Here is a 15,996-nt window from a genome sequence, read left to right as displayed (position 1 = left end):
CGGTCCTCGTATGACCATTGTCGCGTCCGGCGCAGCCGCCCCGTCACCGGCCCCCTCCGACCAGCGCATCGGCCCGCTGCTGCGCGGCTGGCGGGAGCGGCGGCGGGTCAGCCAGCTGGAGCTGGCGCTGCGGGCCGGCTCGTCCGCGCGGCACATCAGCTTCGTCGAGACGGGACGGTCGCGGCCGAGCGAGGAGATGGTGCTGCGGCTCGCCGAGCACCTGCAGGTCCCGGTCCGCGAGCGCAACGCGCTGCTGCTGGCGGCCGGTTACGCCCCGCGCTACCCGCAGACGCCGCTGGACGACCCGTCGATGGCGGCGCTGCGCGCGGGTGTGGAACGGCTGATCCAGGGCTACGAGCCGTATCCGGCTCTGGTGGTGAACGCGACGTACGACGTGGTGGCGGCGAACCGGGGCGTCGCGATGCTCCTGGAGGGCGTCCCGGACCGGCTTCTGGCACCGCCCCTGAACGCCATGCGTCTGACGCTGCACCCCGAGGGTCTCGCGCCGCGCATCCGCAACCTGCGCGCATGGCGCGACCATCTGCTGGCCCAGATGGACCGTCAGATCGCCCTGCAGCGCTCCGAAGCCCTGCGCGCGCTGTACGAGGAGGTGGCGGCGTATCCGGTCCCGGAGCTGACGGAACCCGAACCGGGCGAGCACGCATCGTACTTCGCGCTGCCGATGCAGATCGAACACGACGGCCGGGTGCTGTCCTTCATCTCGTCGATCTCCACCTTCAACACCCCGATGGACGTGACGGTCGCGGAACTGGCCATCGAGACGTTCCTGCCCGCGGACCCCTCGACGGTGAAGTACCTTCGGGCACTTGGGCCCTGACGGGTCGGCATTTCACCCGCACATGTCACACTGCTCGCATGCTTCGGCACGTAGGGGAGGCGTGGCGTGAGTGAGCGGCGGGCTGCGCCCACCGTCGGGCAGGTGGTGCTCGGGCGGCGGCTGCAGGAGTTGCGGGAGGCCGCCGGGCTCAGGCGCGAGGAGGCCGCGCGCGTGCTGCGCGTCGCCCCGGCCACGGTGCGGCGCATGGAGACCGCCGAGGTCGCGCTGAAGATCCCGTACCTACAGGTGCTGCTCACGGCGTACGAGGTACCCGCCGAGGAGATCGCCGCCTTCGTCCGCCTCGCCGAGGGGGCCAACCGGCCCGGCTGGTGGCAGCGCTACCACGATGTGCTGCCGGACTGGTTCAGCCTGCACGTCAGCCTGGAGGGAGCCGCGCGCATCATCCGGTCGTACGAGCCGCACTTCGTGCCCGGGCTGCTGCAGACGGAGCCGTACGCGCGTGCCGTGCTGGAGGCCGGCACCGTCGGGCAGGTCCGTCCCCTGGACGTCGAGCGGCATGTGGCGCTGCGGCTGGCCCGGCAGAAGCTGCTCACCCGGGAGGACCCACCGCACCTGTGGGTGATCATGGACGAGACGGTCCTGCGACGCCCGGTCGGCATCCGTTCCGAGGTGATGCGCGACCAGCTCGACCGGCTCCTCGCCGCCATCGAGAACCCGTGCATCACGCTCCAGGTCGCCGAGTACGCCTCCGGCCCGCACCCGGGCACGCACACACCGTTCGTCCTGTTCCGCTTCGCGGAGCCGGAGCTGCCCGACATGGTCTACAGCGAGTACCTGACCGGCGCCCTCTACCTAGACTCGCGTGCCGAGGTGGCCATGCACCTGGAGGTGCTGGACCACATGTCCGCGAGGTCGGCCTCCGTCCAGCGCACGAGGACGATCCTCCGGGAGTACCGCGACGCCTTCTGACCCGATGCCGTACCCGTTCCCCACACCTTCAGGAGCATCCGCATGACCAGCGGTCGCGAAGCAGCACCCACCCGCATCGACACCGCCCGGCCCCATCCCGCGCGCGTGTACGACTGGTGGCTGGGCGGCAAGGACAACTACCCGGTGGACGAGGAGCTGGCCCGGAAGATACTCGCCGTGGACCCGACCGTGCGGCGCGGGGCGCGCGCCAACCGCCGGTTCATGCACCGGGCCACCCGGACGCTGGCACAGGCGGGTGTGCGCCAGTTCCTCGACATCGGCACAGGCATCCCCACCGAACCCAATCTCCACCAGGTCGTGCAGGGGGTCGCCCTCGAGGCACGGGTGGTGTACGTCGACAACGACCCGATCGTGCTGCGGCACGCCGAGGCGCTGCTGCGCGGCACCGCGGAGGGCACCACCGACTACGTCCACGCGGACGTCCGCGACCCCGACACCGTCCTGGCCCTGGCCGCCGAGTCCCTGGACTTCGCCCAGCCGATCGCGCTGTCGCTGATCGCGCTCACCCACTACCTCGGTGACGAGGTCCATGACCTGCTCAAGCGGTACGTCGAGGCCCTCACGCCGGGCAGCCACCTGATCCTGTCCCAGGTCACGCCGGATCTGAACCCGGAGGCCGTCGAGAAGGCGGCCGGCCTGTTCCGGCAGAGCGGCACGCCCTTCTTCCCCCGCTCGCTCGCGGAGTTCTCCCGCTTCTTCGAGGGTCTCGAACTGCTGGGCCCCGGCGTGATCCCCGTCTCCGGATGGCGCCCGGATCCGCAGGACGTGGCGGCCCAGGCGGAGGGCATCGTGCCGGTGTACGCGGGGGTCGCGCGCAAGGCCTGATCCGTGCCGGTGCCGTGGACCGGTCCGTGGGCCCGCGGTCCGGGACGACCCCGGGCCTACGCCGCCCCGCCCTTGGTGTCCTTGTCGTCGTCGACGATCTCCGCGTCGACCACGCCCTCCTCGTCCTGCGGCGGGGTGCGCTGCTCGGCGGACTCGGCCGGCGCCTGCTGGGCCTGGGCGTACATCGCCTGCCCCATCTTCTGACTGACGGTGGCCAGCTTCTCCACCCCGGTGCGCAGCGCCGCCGTGTCCGCCTCGTCCTTCAGCAGTCCCTTCAGTTCGGTGACCGCCGCCGTCACCTCGCTCCTGGTGTCCGCCGGGACGCGCTCCTCGTTCTCCCGCAGGAACTTCTCCGTCTGGTAGACGAGTTGCTCGGCCTGGTTCCGTGTCTCCGCGCCCTCGCGGCGCTTGCGGTCCTCCTCGGCGTACTGCTCCGCGTCCCGCATCATCCGGTCGATGTCGTCCTTGGGGAGGGCGGAGCCGCCGGTCACGGTCATCTTCTGTTCCCGGCCCGTCGCCAGGTCCTTCGCGGAGACGTGCATGATCCCGTTGGCGTCGATGTCGAAGGCCACCTCGATCTGCGGCACGCCGCGCGGCGCGGGCGGCAGCCCGGTCAGGTCGAAGACGCCGAGCTTCTTGTTGTACGCGGCGATCTCCCGCTCACCCTGGTAGACCTGGATGCCGACCGACGGCTGGTTGTCCTCGGCGGTCGTGAAGATCTCCGAACGCCGGGTGGGAATGGTCGTGTTGCGCTCGATGAGCTTGGTCATGATGCCGCCCTTGGTCTCGATGCCGAGGGACAGCGGGGTGACGTCGAGCAGCAGTACGTCCTTGACGTCGCCGCGGATGACACCGGCCTGCAGGGCCGCGCCGACGGCCACGACCTCGTCCGGGTTGACGCCCTTGTGCGGGTCCTTGCCGGTGAGTTCCCTGACCAGCTCGGTGACGGCGGGCATCCGGGTCGAGCCGCCGACGAGGATGACGTGGTCGATAGCTGACAGCTTCACGTTCGCGTCCTTGACCGCCTGGTGGAAGGGGGTCCGGCAGCGGTCGAGCAGGTCGGCGGTGAGCTCCTGGAACTGAGCCCGCGTCAGCTTCTCCTCCAGGTGCAGCGGGCCTTCGGCGGAGGCGGTGATGTAGGGCAGGTTGATGGTCGTCTCGCTGGAGCTCGACAGCTCGATCTTGGCCTTCTCGGCTGCCTCGCGCAGCCGTTGCAGCGCCATCTTGTCGACGCCCAGGTCGATTCCGTACTGCCCCTTGAAGCGCTTGACGAGGTGGTCGACGATCCGCTGGTCCCAGTCGTCACCGCCTAGGTGGGTGTCGCCGTTGGTGGCCTTGACCTCGATGACGCCGTCGCCGATCTCCAGGAGGGAGACGTCGAAGGTGCCGCCGCCGAGGTCGAAGACGAGGACCGTCTGCTCCTCGCCGCGGTCCAGCCCGTACGCGAGCGCCGCGGCCGTCGGCTCGTTGATGATCCGCAGGACCTTCAGCCCGGCGATCTCCCCGGCCTCCTTGGTGGCCTGGCGCTGGGAGTCGTCGAAGTAGGCGGGCACGGTGATCACGGCATCGGTGACATCCTCACCGAGATACGCCTCGGCGTCCCGCTTCAGCTTCTGCAGGACGCGGGCGGACAGCTCCTGCGCCCGGTAGCGGGTGCCGTCGACGGACCCCTGCTCCGGGAAGCGCCAGTTGGCGTCGCCCATGTGCCGCTTCACCGAGCGCGCGGTGCGCTCGACGTTCGTCACGGCCTGCCGCTTGGCGACCTCGCCGACCAGCACCTCGCCGTTCTTGGCGAAGGCCACGACCGACGGGGTGGTGCGCGCGCCCTCGGCGTTGGCGACGACCGTGGGCTCACCACCCTCCAGGAGGGCCACCACCGAGTTCGTCGTACCCAGATCGATCCCGACCGCGCGTGCCATCGCCGTCCCCTTCCGCCAGGGCGCTTCCCGCACTCCATCACAAAACTTGAGCGGCCCCTTGTCAATGCCCCCGGTTCACGGGCGTCTCTTCGAGCGGGTACCCCGAAAACGACGGTGCCGCGCCCCCCGGGGGGGTGGGCGCGGCACTTGCGGACGTACGGGTGTCAGGCGAGCTTGGCCGACAGCGTGATCGTCGTGCCGGCCAGGGCCTGGCTGACCGGGCAGTTCTTCTTCGCGTCCTCGGCGGCGGCGACGAACGCGTCGTTGTCGATGCCGGGGACCGTGCCCTCGACGGTGAGGTGGATGCCCGTGATGCCCTCACCCGGCTGGAAGGTGACGTCGGCGGAGGTGACGAGCTTGGTGGGCGGGGTACCGGCGCCGGTCAGTCCGTGCGACAGCGCCATGGAGAAGCAGCTGGAGTGGGCGGCGGCGATCAGCTCCTCGGGGCTGGTCCTGCCGTTCGGCTGCTCGGCGCGCGACGGCCACGAGACCGGCTGCGGGTCGATGCCCGAGGAGTCGAAGGTGACGACGCCGTTGCCCTGAAGCAGGTTGCCTTCCCAGACGGTGTGTGCGGTGCGCGTGGTTGCCACGGTACTTCCTTTCGCGTGAGGCCCCGGTTCCGGGTTCCGTGGGCACCATCCGATCACAACTGTGCCGGGCAGACCCGCCGGACGGGGCGGTGTGCGGGACCGGGTGGAGGAATCGCCTGACGAACATCACAAATGGGCCCTACAGTCCCTTCCATGGACGGGTTCCTCCACGGTCTCGGGGGGCCGGGGCGTGAACCCGGCAGGCGGAGGAACGGGCGCGCGCGGTAGCGGCTCGGCGCCCGAACGACGGGGAGTGCACATGGCGAGTGACGTGAACACGGGGGAGGCCGGGCGACCGGCCGTGATCTACAGCGGCCCGCCCACGGCCGGGGGCGGAAGCCACCGCGCACCCGACCGGTGGGCGGCCGAGGCACGTCGGCGAGCCGTCCTCGCCGGCCTCGCGCCGCTGGATCCGGTGGCACGGACGGTCGAGGAGGCGGACGCGCAGCTTGCGTCGCACCCCGACGCGGAGATCGTGGTCCATCCCGGCACCGCCCCGGTTCCGTCGGAGCCGAAGCCCGGTGCCGCGCTCTGGTACCTGCTGCACAGCGGCACGGTGCTGCGGCTGTGCGCCACCGGGGACCGGGACGGCACGGGGACGGTGCCCGAGCCACCGTCCCGGACGCGTCCGGCGTTCCTGGTGGTCGACCAGGTGCGGCGGTCCGTGCCCGGCCTGCGCCGCTACCCCGGGGACCGCCGTCGCGAGGCGGACTGCCGTGCCTACGCGGAAGAGCGGGGGTTATCGGTACAGGCGGTGCTGACGGGCCGTCAAGCCAGCTGGCGCAGTGCGGTCGCGCTCGTGCAGGGGCATGAGCCACCGCTCGTCCTGGTCCATCCCGAGGTCCCGGCACCCAGTCCCGGAACCCCGGACGCCCTGCTGTGGGGATGGCTGCGGCAAGGACGCGTCCTCCACACCGGGCTGGACAACGGTCACGACGAGATCGAGTCCGGGGAGACGGCCCGCTATCTCATCCTGGACGAGCGCCGACACCGGGACCAGGGGCACCGCGCCCCCGCACCCGCCTCCCTGCCCCCGTCTCCGCCTTCGCCGGCGCCCGCCTCCCCGCCCCGGCGTGCCTCCCTTCCCCGGCCCGCCTCCGCTCCCCGGTCCGCGCCTCCCGCGGCCGCCGCCTCTGCCGGACCGGCTGCCGCTGCTGCTGGCCCCTTCGATCCCCTGCGGTGGCAACAGTCCGCAGTCCGCAGAGCCTCCAAGGAGGCAACCACGAACAAGCTCTCGGGCCATGTGACCGGCAATGTGTTCCAGGCCGGATTCATCGGCTCCGTCAACTGGTACGGCGGACCGCAGGACCCGCCCCACCCTCGCGACCCCAGCGAGCCCCTCCCCCACGACGGCCTCTTCATCCGCCGTAACAACGCCTTCGGCACCCGGTCGGCGCTCGGGGTGAAGGACCTGATCGAGCAAGGTGTCATCGTCGGGCAGGATCAGGTCCGGTTCGACGACTTCGTCGTGGCCCGTACCGAGCAGGTGCCCGGCCCCCGCCCCGGCGAGGCCGTCGCCGTCAGTCATGGACTCGCCGCCGCGCCGGGCGCGTTCAAGGCGAACGAGGCCACGACCCACTTCGTGGAGATCACGCTCAAGGCGGGCGACGCCCCTCCCCCCGACGCGCCCGCCACCGAACCGCTCGCCGTGAACTTCGTGTTCGTCGTGGACACCAGCAGCTCCATGGCGGGCGAGAAGCTCGCCACCGTCAAGTCCGCGCTGCACGCCCTCTATGAGGAACTGCGGCCCATGGACTGCCTGGGCGTCATCACCTTCGATCACACCGTGCGCACCCTGCTGCCCGCGGTCGCCAAGAAGGACCTGACCACCGACCGTTTCGCGGAGGCGGTCGCCGGGATGACTGCGTCGGGCGCGACGGACATCAACCTCGGGGTGCAGTACGGCATCGACGAGATCAGCCGCCAGGCCCGCAGCGGTCGCACCGTCAACTGCCTCTATCTCTTCTCCGACGGCGATCCGACATCAGGAGAGCGCGACTGGATCACCATCCGTACGAACATCGCGGCCAAGCTGCGCGGCGACCTCACGCTGTCGTGCTTCGGCTTCGGCTCCGACGCCCGCATGCCCGAACTGGCGGCCCTCGCGGGGCTCGCGGGGGGTCACTCGACCTTGGTGACCCGTCCCGAGCAGGTCGCGGCGGACCTGCACGCCGACCTCAGCCGACGCGACCACCTGGCCGCCATCGACATCCAGCTCAGGATCGAGATCGACCCCGAGGTGGAGGTCCGCCATCTGTACGGGCACGACCTGGTCGTCGACCCGAGGGTCCGGGCCGCCGTGCTCCACGATGCGGCCCTGGCCGCGCAACGCGCCCGCGAGGACTACGGCACCGAGGCGCTGTCCGACATCATCACCGAGGAGAAGGGGATCCGGATCTTCGCGCCCGACCTCGCCTTCGAGGAGACGTACTGGGTCGTCCTGGAGGTGCGGGTGCCACCGGGCCGTGATCTGTCGAGCCTGGGGACCGCGACCGTGCAGTACGTGGACACCGCGGCCCGCGACAGCCGCCGCCACGCGATCGACCTCGCCGGGAGCCCGACGCTCTCCGAGGAGACCGTCACGGTGCACGCGGTCGGACTGTGGACCAGTGAGGTCACCTTCTACGCGCTGGACGACCTCTACGACCATGACAAGGAGGCGGCCAAGAACCGGCTGGAGCAGCATCTGCGAGCCCTGGATGCCGCGCACCGCCACCTCCCGGCAGACGAGTTCCGCGACGACCAGGTCACGATCCGCAAGTTCATGACCCTGGCCGGGACGCTGGGCACGACGGTCGCCTTCAGCGACGTGTCGACAGGTGGCGGGTTCCTGCACACCGTGAAGACGATGAACGACTTCGGCAGGGTCCGGTCGGGGTTCGCACCGCGCCACTCCGCCGATATGGCATAGAGCTCACCGCACGAAGCACGGTGGTCAGGCGGCGCGTTCGTCCTCGTCCCGGTGTGCCGTCTCGGAGAGCCGACCCACCTTGTCACAGCGGCCGGGTGCCGTCGTCCACCACTCCGTGGCCGGTCCTCGGGGTCACCGCCCGTCGTAACCCGCCGTCGGCAGGGACAGACGGCGGTGGACCCGGGCCTTCATCTGGGCGTCGTACGAGGGTTCCGCGCCGCCGACCGTCTCGACGCGGACGCCCCGCCGCTCGCACTCGGCGGTGAACTCGTCCACCGAGGACAGGGCCCGTTCCAGGACGCGGCGGCTGGGGGCCACGAACAGGTCGACCAGGCCCGCCTCCACATCCGACCACAGCGCGCTGTGGTCGGGACGCAGGCCGCGTACCAGCAGCTCCCTGGTCACCACGTATCCCCGCTCGGCCGCCCAGTGCGCGCACATGGCGTGCTGGCCGCGGGAGTCGACGAGGAAGGGCTCCGCGTCCAGCTCCTCCAGCGGCGTCAGACTGGCGATCGCCGCGACCCGGACCCTGACCGGCCGACCGCGGGCGTCGCGTGGGCCGGAGGTGCCGTGCTCATCTCCCATGGTGTCCCCCTCACCTCAGGGTTTCGCCGCCGACCCTACTCCTGCCCGTAGGTTCGGGGGGAGTCACGCGAAGGAGGCATTGGAGTGCCGGTGCGGCGTCGCGGCCCTCGCGGCCTTCCTCGGGGACATCGCGCTGTACTGGCTCGGGCGGCGCGGCATGCGGTCGCGTGGACCGCCGCCCCCTGATCACCGCGCGCGGGACTCACTCCAGCACCCGGGACGCCCCCACCGGCAGGTCCCACAGGTCCTCACGGGCCAGCCCTGCCTTCTCCCAGGCCACCCGGGCCCGCGTCAGCGGTTCCAGGACCGGTTCCGCCGACAGCACGAACGTGCCCCAGTGCATGGGCGCCATCCGCCGCGCCCCGAGGTCGAGGGTCGCCCGGACCGCCTCCTCCGGGTCGCAGTGGACGTCCCTGAGCCACCACCGCGGGTCGTACGCGCCGATCGGCATGAGCGCCAGGTCGATCCCGGGATAGCGGCGCCCGATCCGCTCGAACCAGTGGCCGTACCCCGTGTCGCCCGCGAAGTAGACGCGCTGGCCGTCCGCCGCCGTCAGAACCCAGCCGCCCCACAGCGAACGGCAGGTGTCGGTCAGAGTGCGCTTGGACCAGTGGTGCGCGGGGACGAAGTCGAAGCGGACGCCGCCGAGTTCTGCTCCCTCCCACCAGTCCAGCTCGGTGACACAGGCGAACCGGCGCCGCCGGAACCAGGGAGCGAGGCCTGCCGGTACGAACACCGGTGTGCCGCGCGGGAGTCGCCGCAGGGTGGGGGCGTCCAGGTGGTCGTAGTGGTTGTGGCTGATGACGACCGCGTCGGTGCGCGGCAGGGCGCTCCAGGCGATGCCGACGGGGGTGATCCGGGCGGGCGTGCCGAGGATGCGCCGGGACCAGACGGGGTCGGTGAGGACGGTCAGTCCGCCGATCCGCACCACCCAACTGGCGTGCCCCGCCCAGGAGACGGCGACGGTGCGGGCGCCGACCCGCGGGAGCGGGGCCGGCTCGTACGGCAGCAGCGGGATGTCCTTGAGGCCCTCGGGCGCGGGCCGCACCGCGCCCTCGCGGGCGAAGCGGGCGAAGGCCTTGAGGCCGGGCAGGGGTGCGGTCAGCCGGTCGACGAAGGAGCGCGGCCAGATACGGCGCTCGGCGAGCGGACGGGGATCGGCGAGCGGCGGGAGCGGGGCAGGCGACCCGCGGCCCGGGCTCAGCAGAGACGTGGAGGCCGACTCACCGGCATCCACGTCCGCCGAAACCGCGCTTGTGGTCGACTCGGACTGCTGCGTCATCGAGGAGGCTCCCATCGCTGAGCGTCGTCGCGGAGGTCGTCGAAGACCGATCCCAGGAGGATCAACGCGCGTTGTACGTGTGGCAGTTCCAATGGATCGGGTGCGATCAGGCACTCGGCCCGTTCCTCGGCGGTCGTGCCGAGGAGGGGTCCGGTGGACAGGCGGACGCGCAGCGCCTCCAGGTCGTCCCCGAAACGGTGGCCGCCGGGCGCGGGCATGCCGAGCCGGGCGGTGAGGAAGTCCTCCAGTTCCTGTGCGTCGCCGACACCCTGCTCGCCGAGGGCCGAGCGCAGCGGGCCGAGGTCGGCGTAGAGATGGCGCCCGGCCTGCGGGGGCCGGGCGAGAGCCCCCGCGGCCACGACGGCCCGGTGCGCGGCGGCGGCCACGCGCGCGTGCAGCGCGGTGCCGGCGGTGAGGCGCTGGGTGACGTCGAGGGGCTCGCCGAGGGCGTACGTGGCCGCGGCGGCGATCGGGTCGGCGATCCGGGCGCCGAGCGCGGTGAGCACGTCGAGGACACGGGCCCGCAGTTCGCCGCCGCCTGTGGTGGCCGGGAAGCGGGCGACTGCCGCGGGCCAGCCGGGCGGCAGGAAGGGACCGGCTAGGTCGGTGACGACGGTGACCCGGTCGGAGAGCATCTCGGCGGGGCTGAGCAGCACGGTGTCGTGCAGCCGATGCACGGTGTCGCGCCAGGTCTCGTCGCTCACCAGGTGGAGCCCCTCGGCGGCGGCGGCCTCGACGGTCTCGTGCACCACTTCGGGCGGTGCCACGGTGGCGGTGGGGTCGTCGGCGACCGCCAGCACGAGAAGGCGGGGGTCACCGCCCTCGGCCCGGATCCTGCGGACGGTCTCCAGAAGGGCGTACGGGTCCGGTATGCCGCCGCACTCCGCGGGCGTCGCCACATGGAACACGGAGCGGCCGAGCGCCCTGGCCTGGGGCGCCCACCAGGCGGGGCACGGCCGTGGGACGAGGACATCGCCGCCGATCACGGCGGTGATCGCGACGAGCAGGGCGGGGGCGCCGGGCGCGGCGGCCACCGTGTCGGGGTCGGCGCGCAGTCCGCGCCGGCCGAAGTAGCCACAGGCGGCGTCCAGGAGGGCGGGGGCGCCGCCGGAGGGGTCGGCGCCGTCACGATACGCGGCGTCGGCGAGCGCGGTGGACAGGCCCGGCAGGAGGGGCAGCCCCTGCTCGGGAAGGGGCGGGCCGTAACGGACGGGGCCGTGTCCCTCCGGATCCGTCCGCATGCATGCCTCCGCGCAGTCCGTGGTGTCGTGCCGGTGCCGCCGGGCGCCGACTCGCCGCGGGCCCTCCGCCCATGGCCGCCGTCTGTTCCCGCACTCCTGTTCCGCTACGACGTCAAAGGGACCCTCGGGCTCTGAGTACCCAGAGTTCCTGCCGGTCATGGGCGTTCCCCCGGGTTGCCCTGGTCACCGGGTCAGCCGCCGCCGGACGGCCTGCGCCGCCAGACCCGGTGCACCGCGGCACCGAACGCCCCGGCGATCAGGACACAGCCCGTGACGAGCGCGGGCACGGACTCGTTGAAGGCGCCGCCCTCGCCCGCGTTCACCCCGTGCTGGGATCCGACGGGCGGCCGCTCTCCGTCCTGCCTGCCTTGGCTCTCCCCCTGCTGCTTGCCCTGGTGACCGCCCTGGTTCTCTCCCTGCTGCTTCCCCTGGCCTTCCCCCTGCTGCTTCCCCTGGCCTTCCCCCTGCTGCTTTCCCGGCTGTCGGCCGTCGTCCTCCCGGGGTGGCCTGCCCTGGCCCTCCCCGGTCAGCCTGCCCGGGGTCTCCCCCTGCTGCCGGCCGTCGCCCTCGCCCTGCTGCTTCGCCGGCTGCCGGCCGTCGCCCTCACCCTGGCGCCCGGAGCCCTCGCGGCTGACGGTGAAGGACGCGTTCCACACCTTGTCGCGGCCGGACGGGGCCACCGGGCACCGTCCGTCGATGCCCCACTCCTGGTCCCGACCGGACGGATCGGCGCCACCGCCGACGCTCCCGGCGGCCGGAGCACGGGCCGTGCCGCTGTACAGGACGCCGGCCTTGCCCTCCCCCGCCCCACCGATGCCGTCGACCCTTCTGAGCCGGATCTTGCCCTCCTCGAAGCCCTGGGAGGCGGCCTCGATGGTGTCGGGCAGGGTGCCGCCCATCGCGTCGCAGGACACCGAGATGGTGACCGTGCCGCCGGGTGCGACGGAGCGCGGGCTGACGTCCGCGGACGGATCGGCGGACGCGGGCGCGGCGAGGGCGCCCACGGCGGCACCGGCCAGAGCGGCGGCGGACAGGACACGGGCACGGCAGCGCATGCGGCGGGGCTCCTTCAGCCGGGTTCCTCCGGGGCACGACGGCCGTGCCCCCGAAACCCCATGACAGCCCGTCCGGCCGGGGCCCGCGCGCGGCCGGGCCCCATTCGCGCTACCGGCACCGCCGGGCGGGTGATGTGAGGGGCCGCAGCCCGGCGGGGCGGTCGGTGAGGAAGGCCGGCTCCCGTTCGCGACCGCGCCGGCGAGCCGCCCGCCTGGAGCTCCGCCACCGGGCGTACCGAATCCACATCGACGGCGACGCCACCCCGGCGGGCTCCGTGGAACCCCCGGAGCAGCGGCCGCCATGTCCGCTGCGGACGCCCGCCCCGTGACGGGCACGGGGCGGTGGCATCGTCCGGTTACGCGGCGTCCTTCATCACCTGCTCCCGGAGCCGGTTGCAGCAGCGGCTGATCAGACGGGAGACGTGCATCTGGGAGATGCCCAGCCGTTCGGCGATGCTGCTCTGGGTCATGTCGTCGAAGAACCGCATGTAGAGGATGGCGCGTTCGCGTTCGGGCAGGGCCTGCAGCCGAGGCTTGACGGCCTCGCGGTCGACGACCGTGTCGAGCGCGGGATCGGGTGAGCCGAGGGAGTCGCTGAGCGAGTACCCGTCCTCGCTGCCCGGCAGCTCCGCGTCCAGGGACAGCGCGGTGAAGCTCTCCAGGGCCTCGAGGCCCACCAGAACGTCCTCCTCACTCATCTTGGCGTGCTCGGCGATCTCGGCGACGGTCGGCCTACGGCCCGAGATGGTCCCGGACAGGTCCTGGCAGGCGAACCGCACGCGGTTGCGCAGATCCTGCACGCGGCGCGGCACATGCAGGGTCCACATGTGGTCGCGGAAGTGCCGCTTGATCTCACCGGTGACGGTGGGAACGGCATAGCTCTCGAAGGCGTGGCCACGATCGGGGTCGTACCGGTCGACGGCCTTGACCAGGCCGAGCGCCGCAACCTGGCGCAGATCGTCGAAGCTCTCACCGCGGCTGCGGAAACGTCCCGCGAGCCGCTCGGCCATGGGCAGCCAGGCCTCGACGATCCTGTCGCGGAGCGCGTCGCGCTCCGGGCCCGGGGGGAGTGCCGCGAGCCTGCGGAACGCCTCCGCGGTGTCGGGGGCGTCGTCGTGCGGGTGGTGCTTCACGCTCGCTCGGTTCTGCATGGTGGGCCGCAACTCCCTTGCTGGTGCCTTGGGTGGACGGTCAGCGTGGGAGGGGCACCCGGACCGGAGGGGTACACACCCGGGGCGGGTCTCCACCGCTCCCACGGACGTGCCTCCTGTCCGAAGCACTGAGACAGCGCCTGCCCCGGCGCATGCAGGGCAAACACGGGGATGCCCGGAAGAGTGAACGGAGCGCCCCACCAGGCGGGACGACGCCCCCCGGCTCCGCCAGGTTTTCCCAGCACGCCCCGGGTGACTCGTCAGGTGCGATTGCTACGCCCCCTTTCCCGACGGGAGGACCCCGATGAGCACCAAGGTCGCCGACCATGTCCTGGAGCGCTTGCGCGAATGGGGTGTCGAGCATGTCTTCGGGTATCCCGGCGACGGCATCAACGGCCTGCTGGCCGCCTGGGGCCGGGCCGAGGACCGGCCTCGGTTCCTCCAGGCGCGCCACGAGGAGATGGCCGCGTTCGAGGCGGTCGGGTACGCGAAGTTCGGCGGCCGTCTCGGGGTCTGCGTGGCCACGTCGGGACCCGGTGCGATCCATCTGCTCAACGGCCTGTACGACGCCAAGCTCGACCATGTGCCCGTCCTCGCGATCGTCGGCCAGACGCACCGCACGGCGATGGGCGGCTCCTACCAGCAGGAGGTCGACCTGCACACCCTGTTCAAGGACGTGGCCTCGGACTTCGTGGAGACGGTCAACGTCCCCGAGCAGTTGCCGAACGTCCTCGACCGCGCGATCCGCACCGCGTACGCGCGTCGCGCCCCCACGGCGGTGATCATCCCCGGCGATGTGCAGGAGCTGGACTACAGCCCGCCGACGCACGCGTTCAAGATGGTGCCCTCCAGCCTGGACCGCAGCGCATGGACCGCCGTCCCCACCGAGGAGTCGCTGCAGCGGGCCGCCGAGGTCCTCAACTCCGGCGACAAGCCAGCGATCCTGATCGGCCAGGGCGCGGCGGGAGCACAGGCCGAGGTGCAGCGGATCGCCGAACTGCTGGGGGCGGGTGTGGCGAAGGCGCTGCTCGGCAAGGACGTACTGAGCGACGAACTGCCCTATGTCACAGGCTCGATCGGCCTGCTGGGCACCCGCCCCTCCTACGAGCTGATGCGCGACTGCGACACACTGCTGACGATCGGCTCCTCGTTCCCGTACAGCCAGTTCCTGCCGGACTTCGGCAAGGCGCGGGGTGTGCAGATCGACATCGACCCGCACATGGTCGGGATGCGCTATCCCTACGAGGTGAACCTCGTCGGCGACGCGAAGGCGACCCTGGAGCGGCTGATCCCGCTGCTGGACGAGGACCGCGGTCGCGAGTGGTACGACACGGTGTGCGCGAACGTGGCGCGCTGGCGCGAGGTGATGGAGAGGCGGGCCCGGCTGTCGGCGGACCCGATCAACCCGGAGTACGTGGCCAGGGCCCTGGACCCGCTGCTGCCCAGCGACGCGATCATCACGTCGGACTCGGGTTCGGTGGCGAACTGGTACGCGCGGCATCTGACGATGCGGCCGGGGATGCGGGGGTCGCTGTCGGGGACGCTGGCGACGATGGGGTGCGGGGTCCCGTACGCGATCGGCGCGAAGTTCGCCCACCCGGACCGGCCCGCGATAGCGCTGGTGGGAGACGGGGCGATGCAGATGAACGGCCTGTCGGAGCTGATCACGGCGGCGAAGTACCGCGACCGCTGGGAGGACCCGCGGCTGGTGGTGGGCGTCTGGAACAACCGTGACCTCAACCAGGTGACGTGGGAGATGCGTGCGATGGGGGGCGCCCCGTCGTTCCTTCCCTCGCAGGAGCTGCCCGACGTGCACTACGCCGCGTTCGCCCGCTCCCTGGGCCTCACGGGCGTCCGGGTGGAGAAGCCGGAGGACGTGGAGGCGGGCTGGCGCGCCGGCCTGGAGGCGGACGGCCCGGCGGTCATCGAGTTCCTCACGGACCCGGCGGTGCCGCCGATCCCGCCGCACGCCACCTGGGAGCAGATGGAGGCCACCGCGACCTCGATCCTGAAGGGCGACGCGGACCGCGGGTCGGTGATCCGCCAGGGCTTCAAGGCGAAGGTGCAGGAATTCCTGCCCGGCCGCGGCGGGAAGTAGCCACCGACTACCTGTGGCGCCTCCGTGTCGATCCCGACCCACCGGGTACGCGAGGGCCACCCCCGAACATCTGGAGGGAGTCATGCAGCGAGGCAGCGACCGGCTGAATGTCCACCGTGACGACGAGATGAAGCACGAATTGCAGAGTCTGCTCAGGTCCGGGCATCCCACGCGGTCCGACGAGTGGCACGACCCGGAGCCGACCGCCGACGACGACCCGGAGGTCTGGCGCGGAGCGGTGGTGCCCGGCGACCCCCGGATGGCCCTGGAGTCGGCCCGTCTGGAGCTGGCCCGGTATCTCGTGCGCGGCAACTTCCCCGCGAGTCCGGGCGAACTGGTCCGCGTCCTGCGCGCCAAGAACGCGCCCGACCCCCTGATCGAGGCGGTGGAGCGGCTTCCGCGCTCGACGCGCTACGCCAACGCCGAGGAGCTCGCCGAAGCCCTCATAGAGGCGTGAAGACGCCCGCACCGCGCATGGGGGCGCGGCTGGGGGGTACTGCGGGCGTCGTCCCACTGACGTCCCGCCCCCACAAACGGGGAAACGCAGAAA

13 protein-coding genes are annotated in these 15,996 nt (G+C 72.0%); 6 read left to right on the top strand and 7 right to left on the bottom strand.

Translation table 11 applies throughout. From position 1 onward, the window contains the following. Positions 1–10 precede the first annotated feature (10 nt). The 3 genes from ASC56_RS25235 (at position 11) to ASC56_RS25225 (ending at position 2,614) form a co-directional block, all read left to right on the top strand. Positions 11–838: a helix-turn-helix domain-containing protein gene (locus ASC56_RS25235; protein WP_055493815.1), complete on the top strand. Its 828-nt coding sequence runs from the start codon at positions 11–13 to the stop codon at positions 836–838. A gap of 66 nt (positions 839–904) precedes the next feature. After that, a complete protein-coding gene (locus tag ASC56_RS25230; protein WP_055493814.1) occupies positions 905–1,768 on the top strand; it encodes a helix-turn-helix transcriptional regulator in 864 nt (287 codons plus the stop codon). A gap of 42 nt (positions 1,769–1,810) precedes the next feature. After that, positions 1,811–2,614 (top strand): SAM-dependent methyltransferase, encoded by an 804-nt coding sequence (locus tag ASC56_RS25225; protein ID WP_055493813.1) that lies wholly within the window; start codon positions 1,811–1,813, stop codon positions 2,612–2,614. Between the two features lie 56 nt (positions 2,615–2,670). Here ASC56_RS25225 and dnaK read toward each other — a convergent pair whose 3' ends face one another. After that, on the bottom strand, positions 2,671–4,533 hold the full coding sequence (dnaK, locus tag ASC56_RS25220) for a molecular chaperone DnaK (RefSeq protein WP_055493812.1): 1,863 nt from the start codon (positions 4,531–4,533) through the stop codon (positions 2,671–2,673). 164 nt (positions 4,534–4,697) lie between these two features. Next, the gene (locus ASC56_RS25215) at positions 4,698–5,123 is read right to left on the bottom strand and encodes an OsmC family protein (protein ID WP_055493811.1); all 426 of its coding nucleotides are present in this window, start codon (positions 5,121–5,123) and stop codon (positions 4,698–4,700) included. Positions 5,124–5,382: 259 nt separating this feature from the next. Between ASC56_RS25215 and ASC56_RS25210 the strand changes: the two genes are divergently transcribed. Further along, on the top strand, positions 5,383–8,034 hold the full coding sequence (locus tag ASC56_RS25210) for a VWA domain-containing protein (RefSeq protein ID WP_055493810.1): 2,652 nt from the start codon (positions 5,383–5,385) through the stop codon (positions 8,032–8,034). A gap of 132 nt (positions 8,035–8,166) precedes the next feature. Here ASC56_RS25210 and ASC56_RS25205 read toward each other — a convergent pair whose 3' ends face one another. The 5 genes from ASC56_RS25205 to ASC56_RS25185 form a co-directional block, all read right to left on the bottom strand. Continuing rightward, a complete protein-coding gene (locus ASC56_RS25205; RefSeq protein ID WP_055493809.1) occupies positions 8,167–8,619 on the bottom strand; it encodes a hypothetical protein in 453 nt (150 codons plus the stop codon). 202 nt (positions 8,620–8,821) lie between these two features. Then, positions 8,822–9,901 (bottom strand): MBL fold metallo-hydrolase, encoded by a 1,080-nt coding sequence (locus ASC56_RS25200; protein WP_055493808.1) that lies wholly within the window; start codon positions 9,899–9,901, stop codon positions 8,822–8,824. After that, positions 9,898–11,142, bottom strand: coding sequence for an aminotransferase class I/II-fold pyridoxal phosphate-dependent enzyme (locus tag ASC56_RS25195; protein WP_055493807.1), 1,245 nt, complete (start codon positions 11,140–11,142; stop codon positions 9,898–9,900). The genes ASC56_RS25200 and ASC56_RS25195 overlap by 4 nt, the downstream gene beginning before the upstream one ends. Before the next feature lie 191 nt (positions 11,143–11,333). Beyond that, positions 11,334–12,197 (bottom strand): hypothetical protein, encoded by an 864-nt coding sequence (locus ASC56_RS42865; RefSeq protein WP_055493806.1) that lies wholly within the window; start codon positions 12,195–12,197, stop codon positions 11,334–11,336. A gap of 356 nt (positions 12,198–12,553) precedes the next feature. Further along, the gene (locus ASC56_RS25185; RefSeq protein WP_055493805.1) at positions 12,554–13,348 is read right to left on the bottom strand and encodes an RNA polymerase sigma factor SigF; all 795 of its coding nucleotides are present in this window, start codon (positions 13,346–13,348) and stop codon (positions 12,554–12,556) included. A gap of 304 nt (positions 13,349–13,652) precedes the next feature. On the opposite strand from ASC56_RS25185, the gene ASC56_RS25180 reads away from it, so the two are divergent. Beyond that, on the top strand, positions 13,653–15,446 hold the full coding sequence (locus ASC56_RS25180; RefSeq protein WP_055493804.1) for a thiamine pyrophosphate-requiring protein: 1,794 nt from the start codon (positions 13,653–13,655) through the stop codon (positions 15,444–15,446). An 82-nt stretch (positions 15,447–15,528) separates the two neighbouring features. Beyond that, positions 15,529–15,903 (top strand): DUF2795 domain-containing protein, encoded by a 375-nt coding sequence (locus tag ASC56_RS25175; protein WP_055493803.1) that lies wholly within the window; start codon positions 15,529–15,531, stop codon positions 15,901–15,903. Positions 15,904–15,996 lie beyond the last annotated feature (93 nt).

Origin of the sequence: Streptomyces sp. TP-A0356 (assembly GCF_001417775.1) — a bacterium.
In the GTDB taxonomy this organism is placed as follows: Bacteria; Actinomycetota; Actinomycetes; order Streptomycetales; family Streptomycetaceae; genus Streptomyces.
Note: the sequence above shows the minus strand (reverse complement) of the source record. Positions and strands in the feature narration are given on the sequence as shown.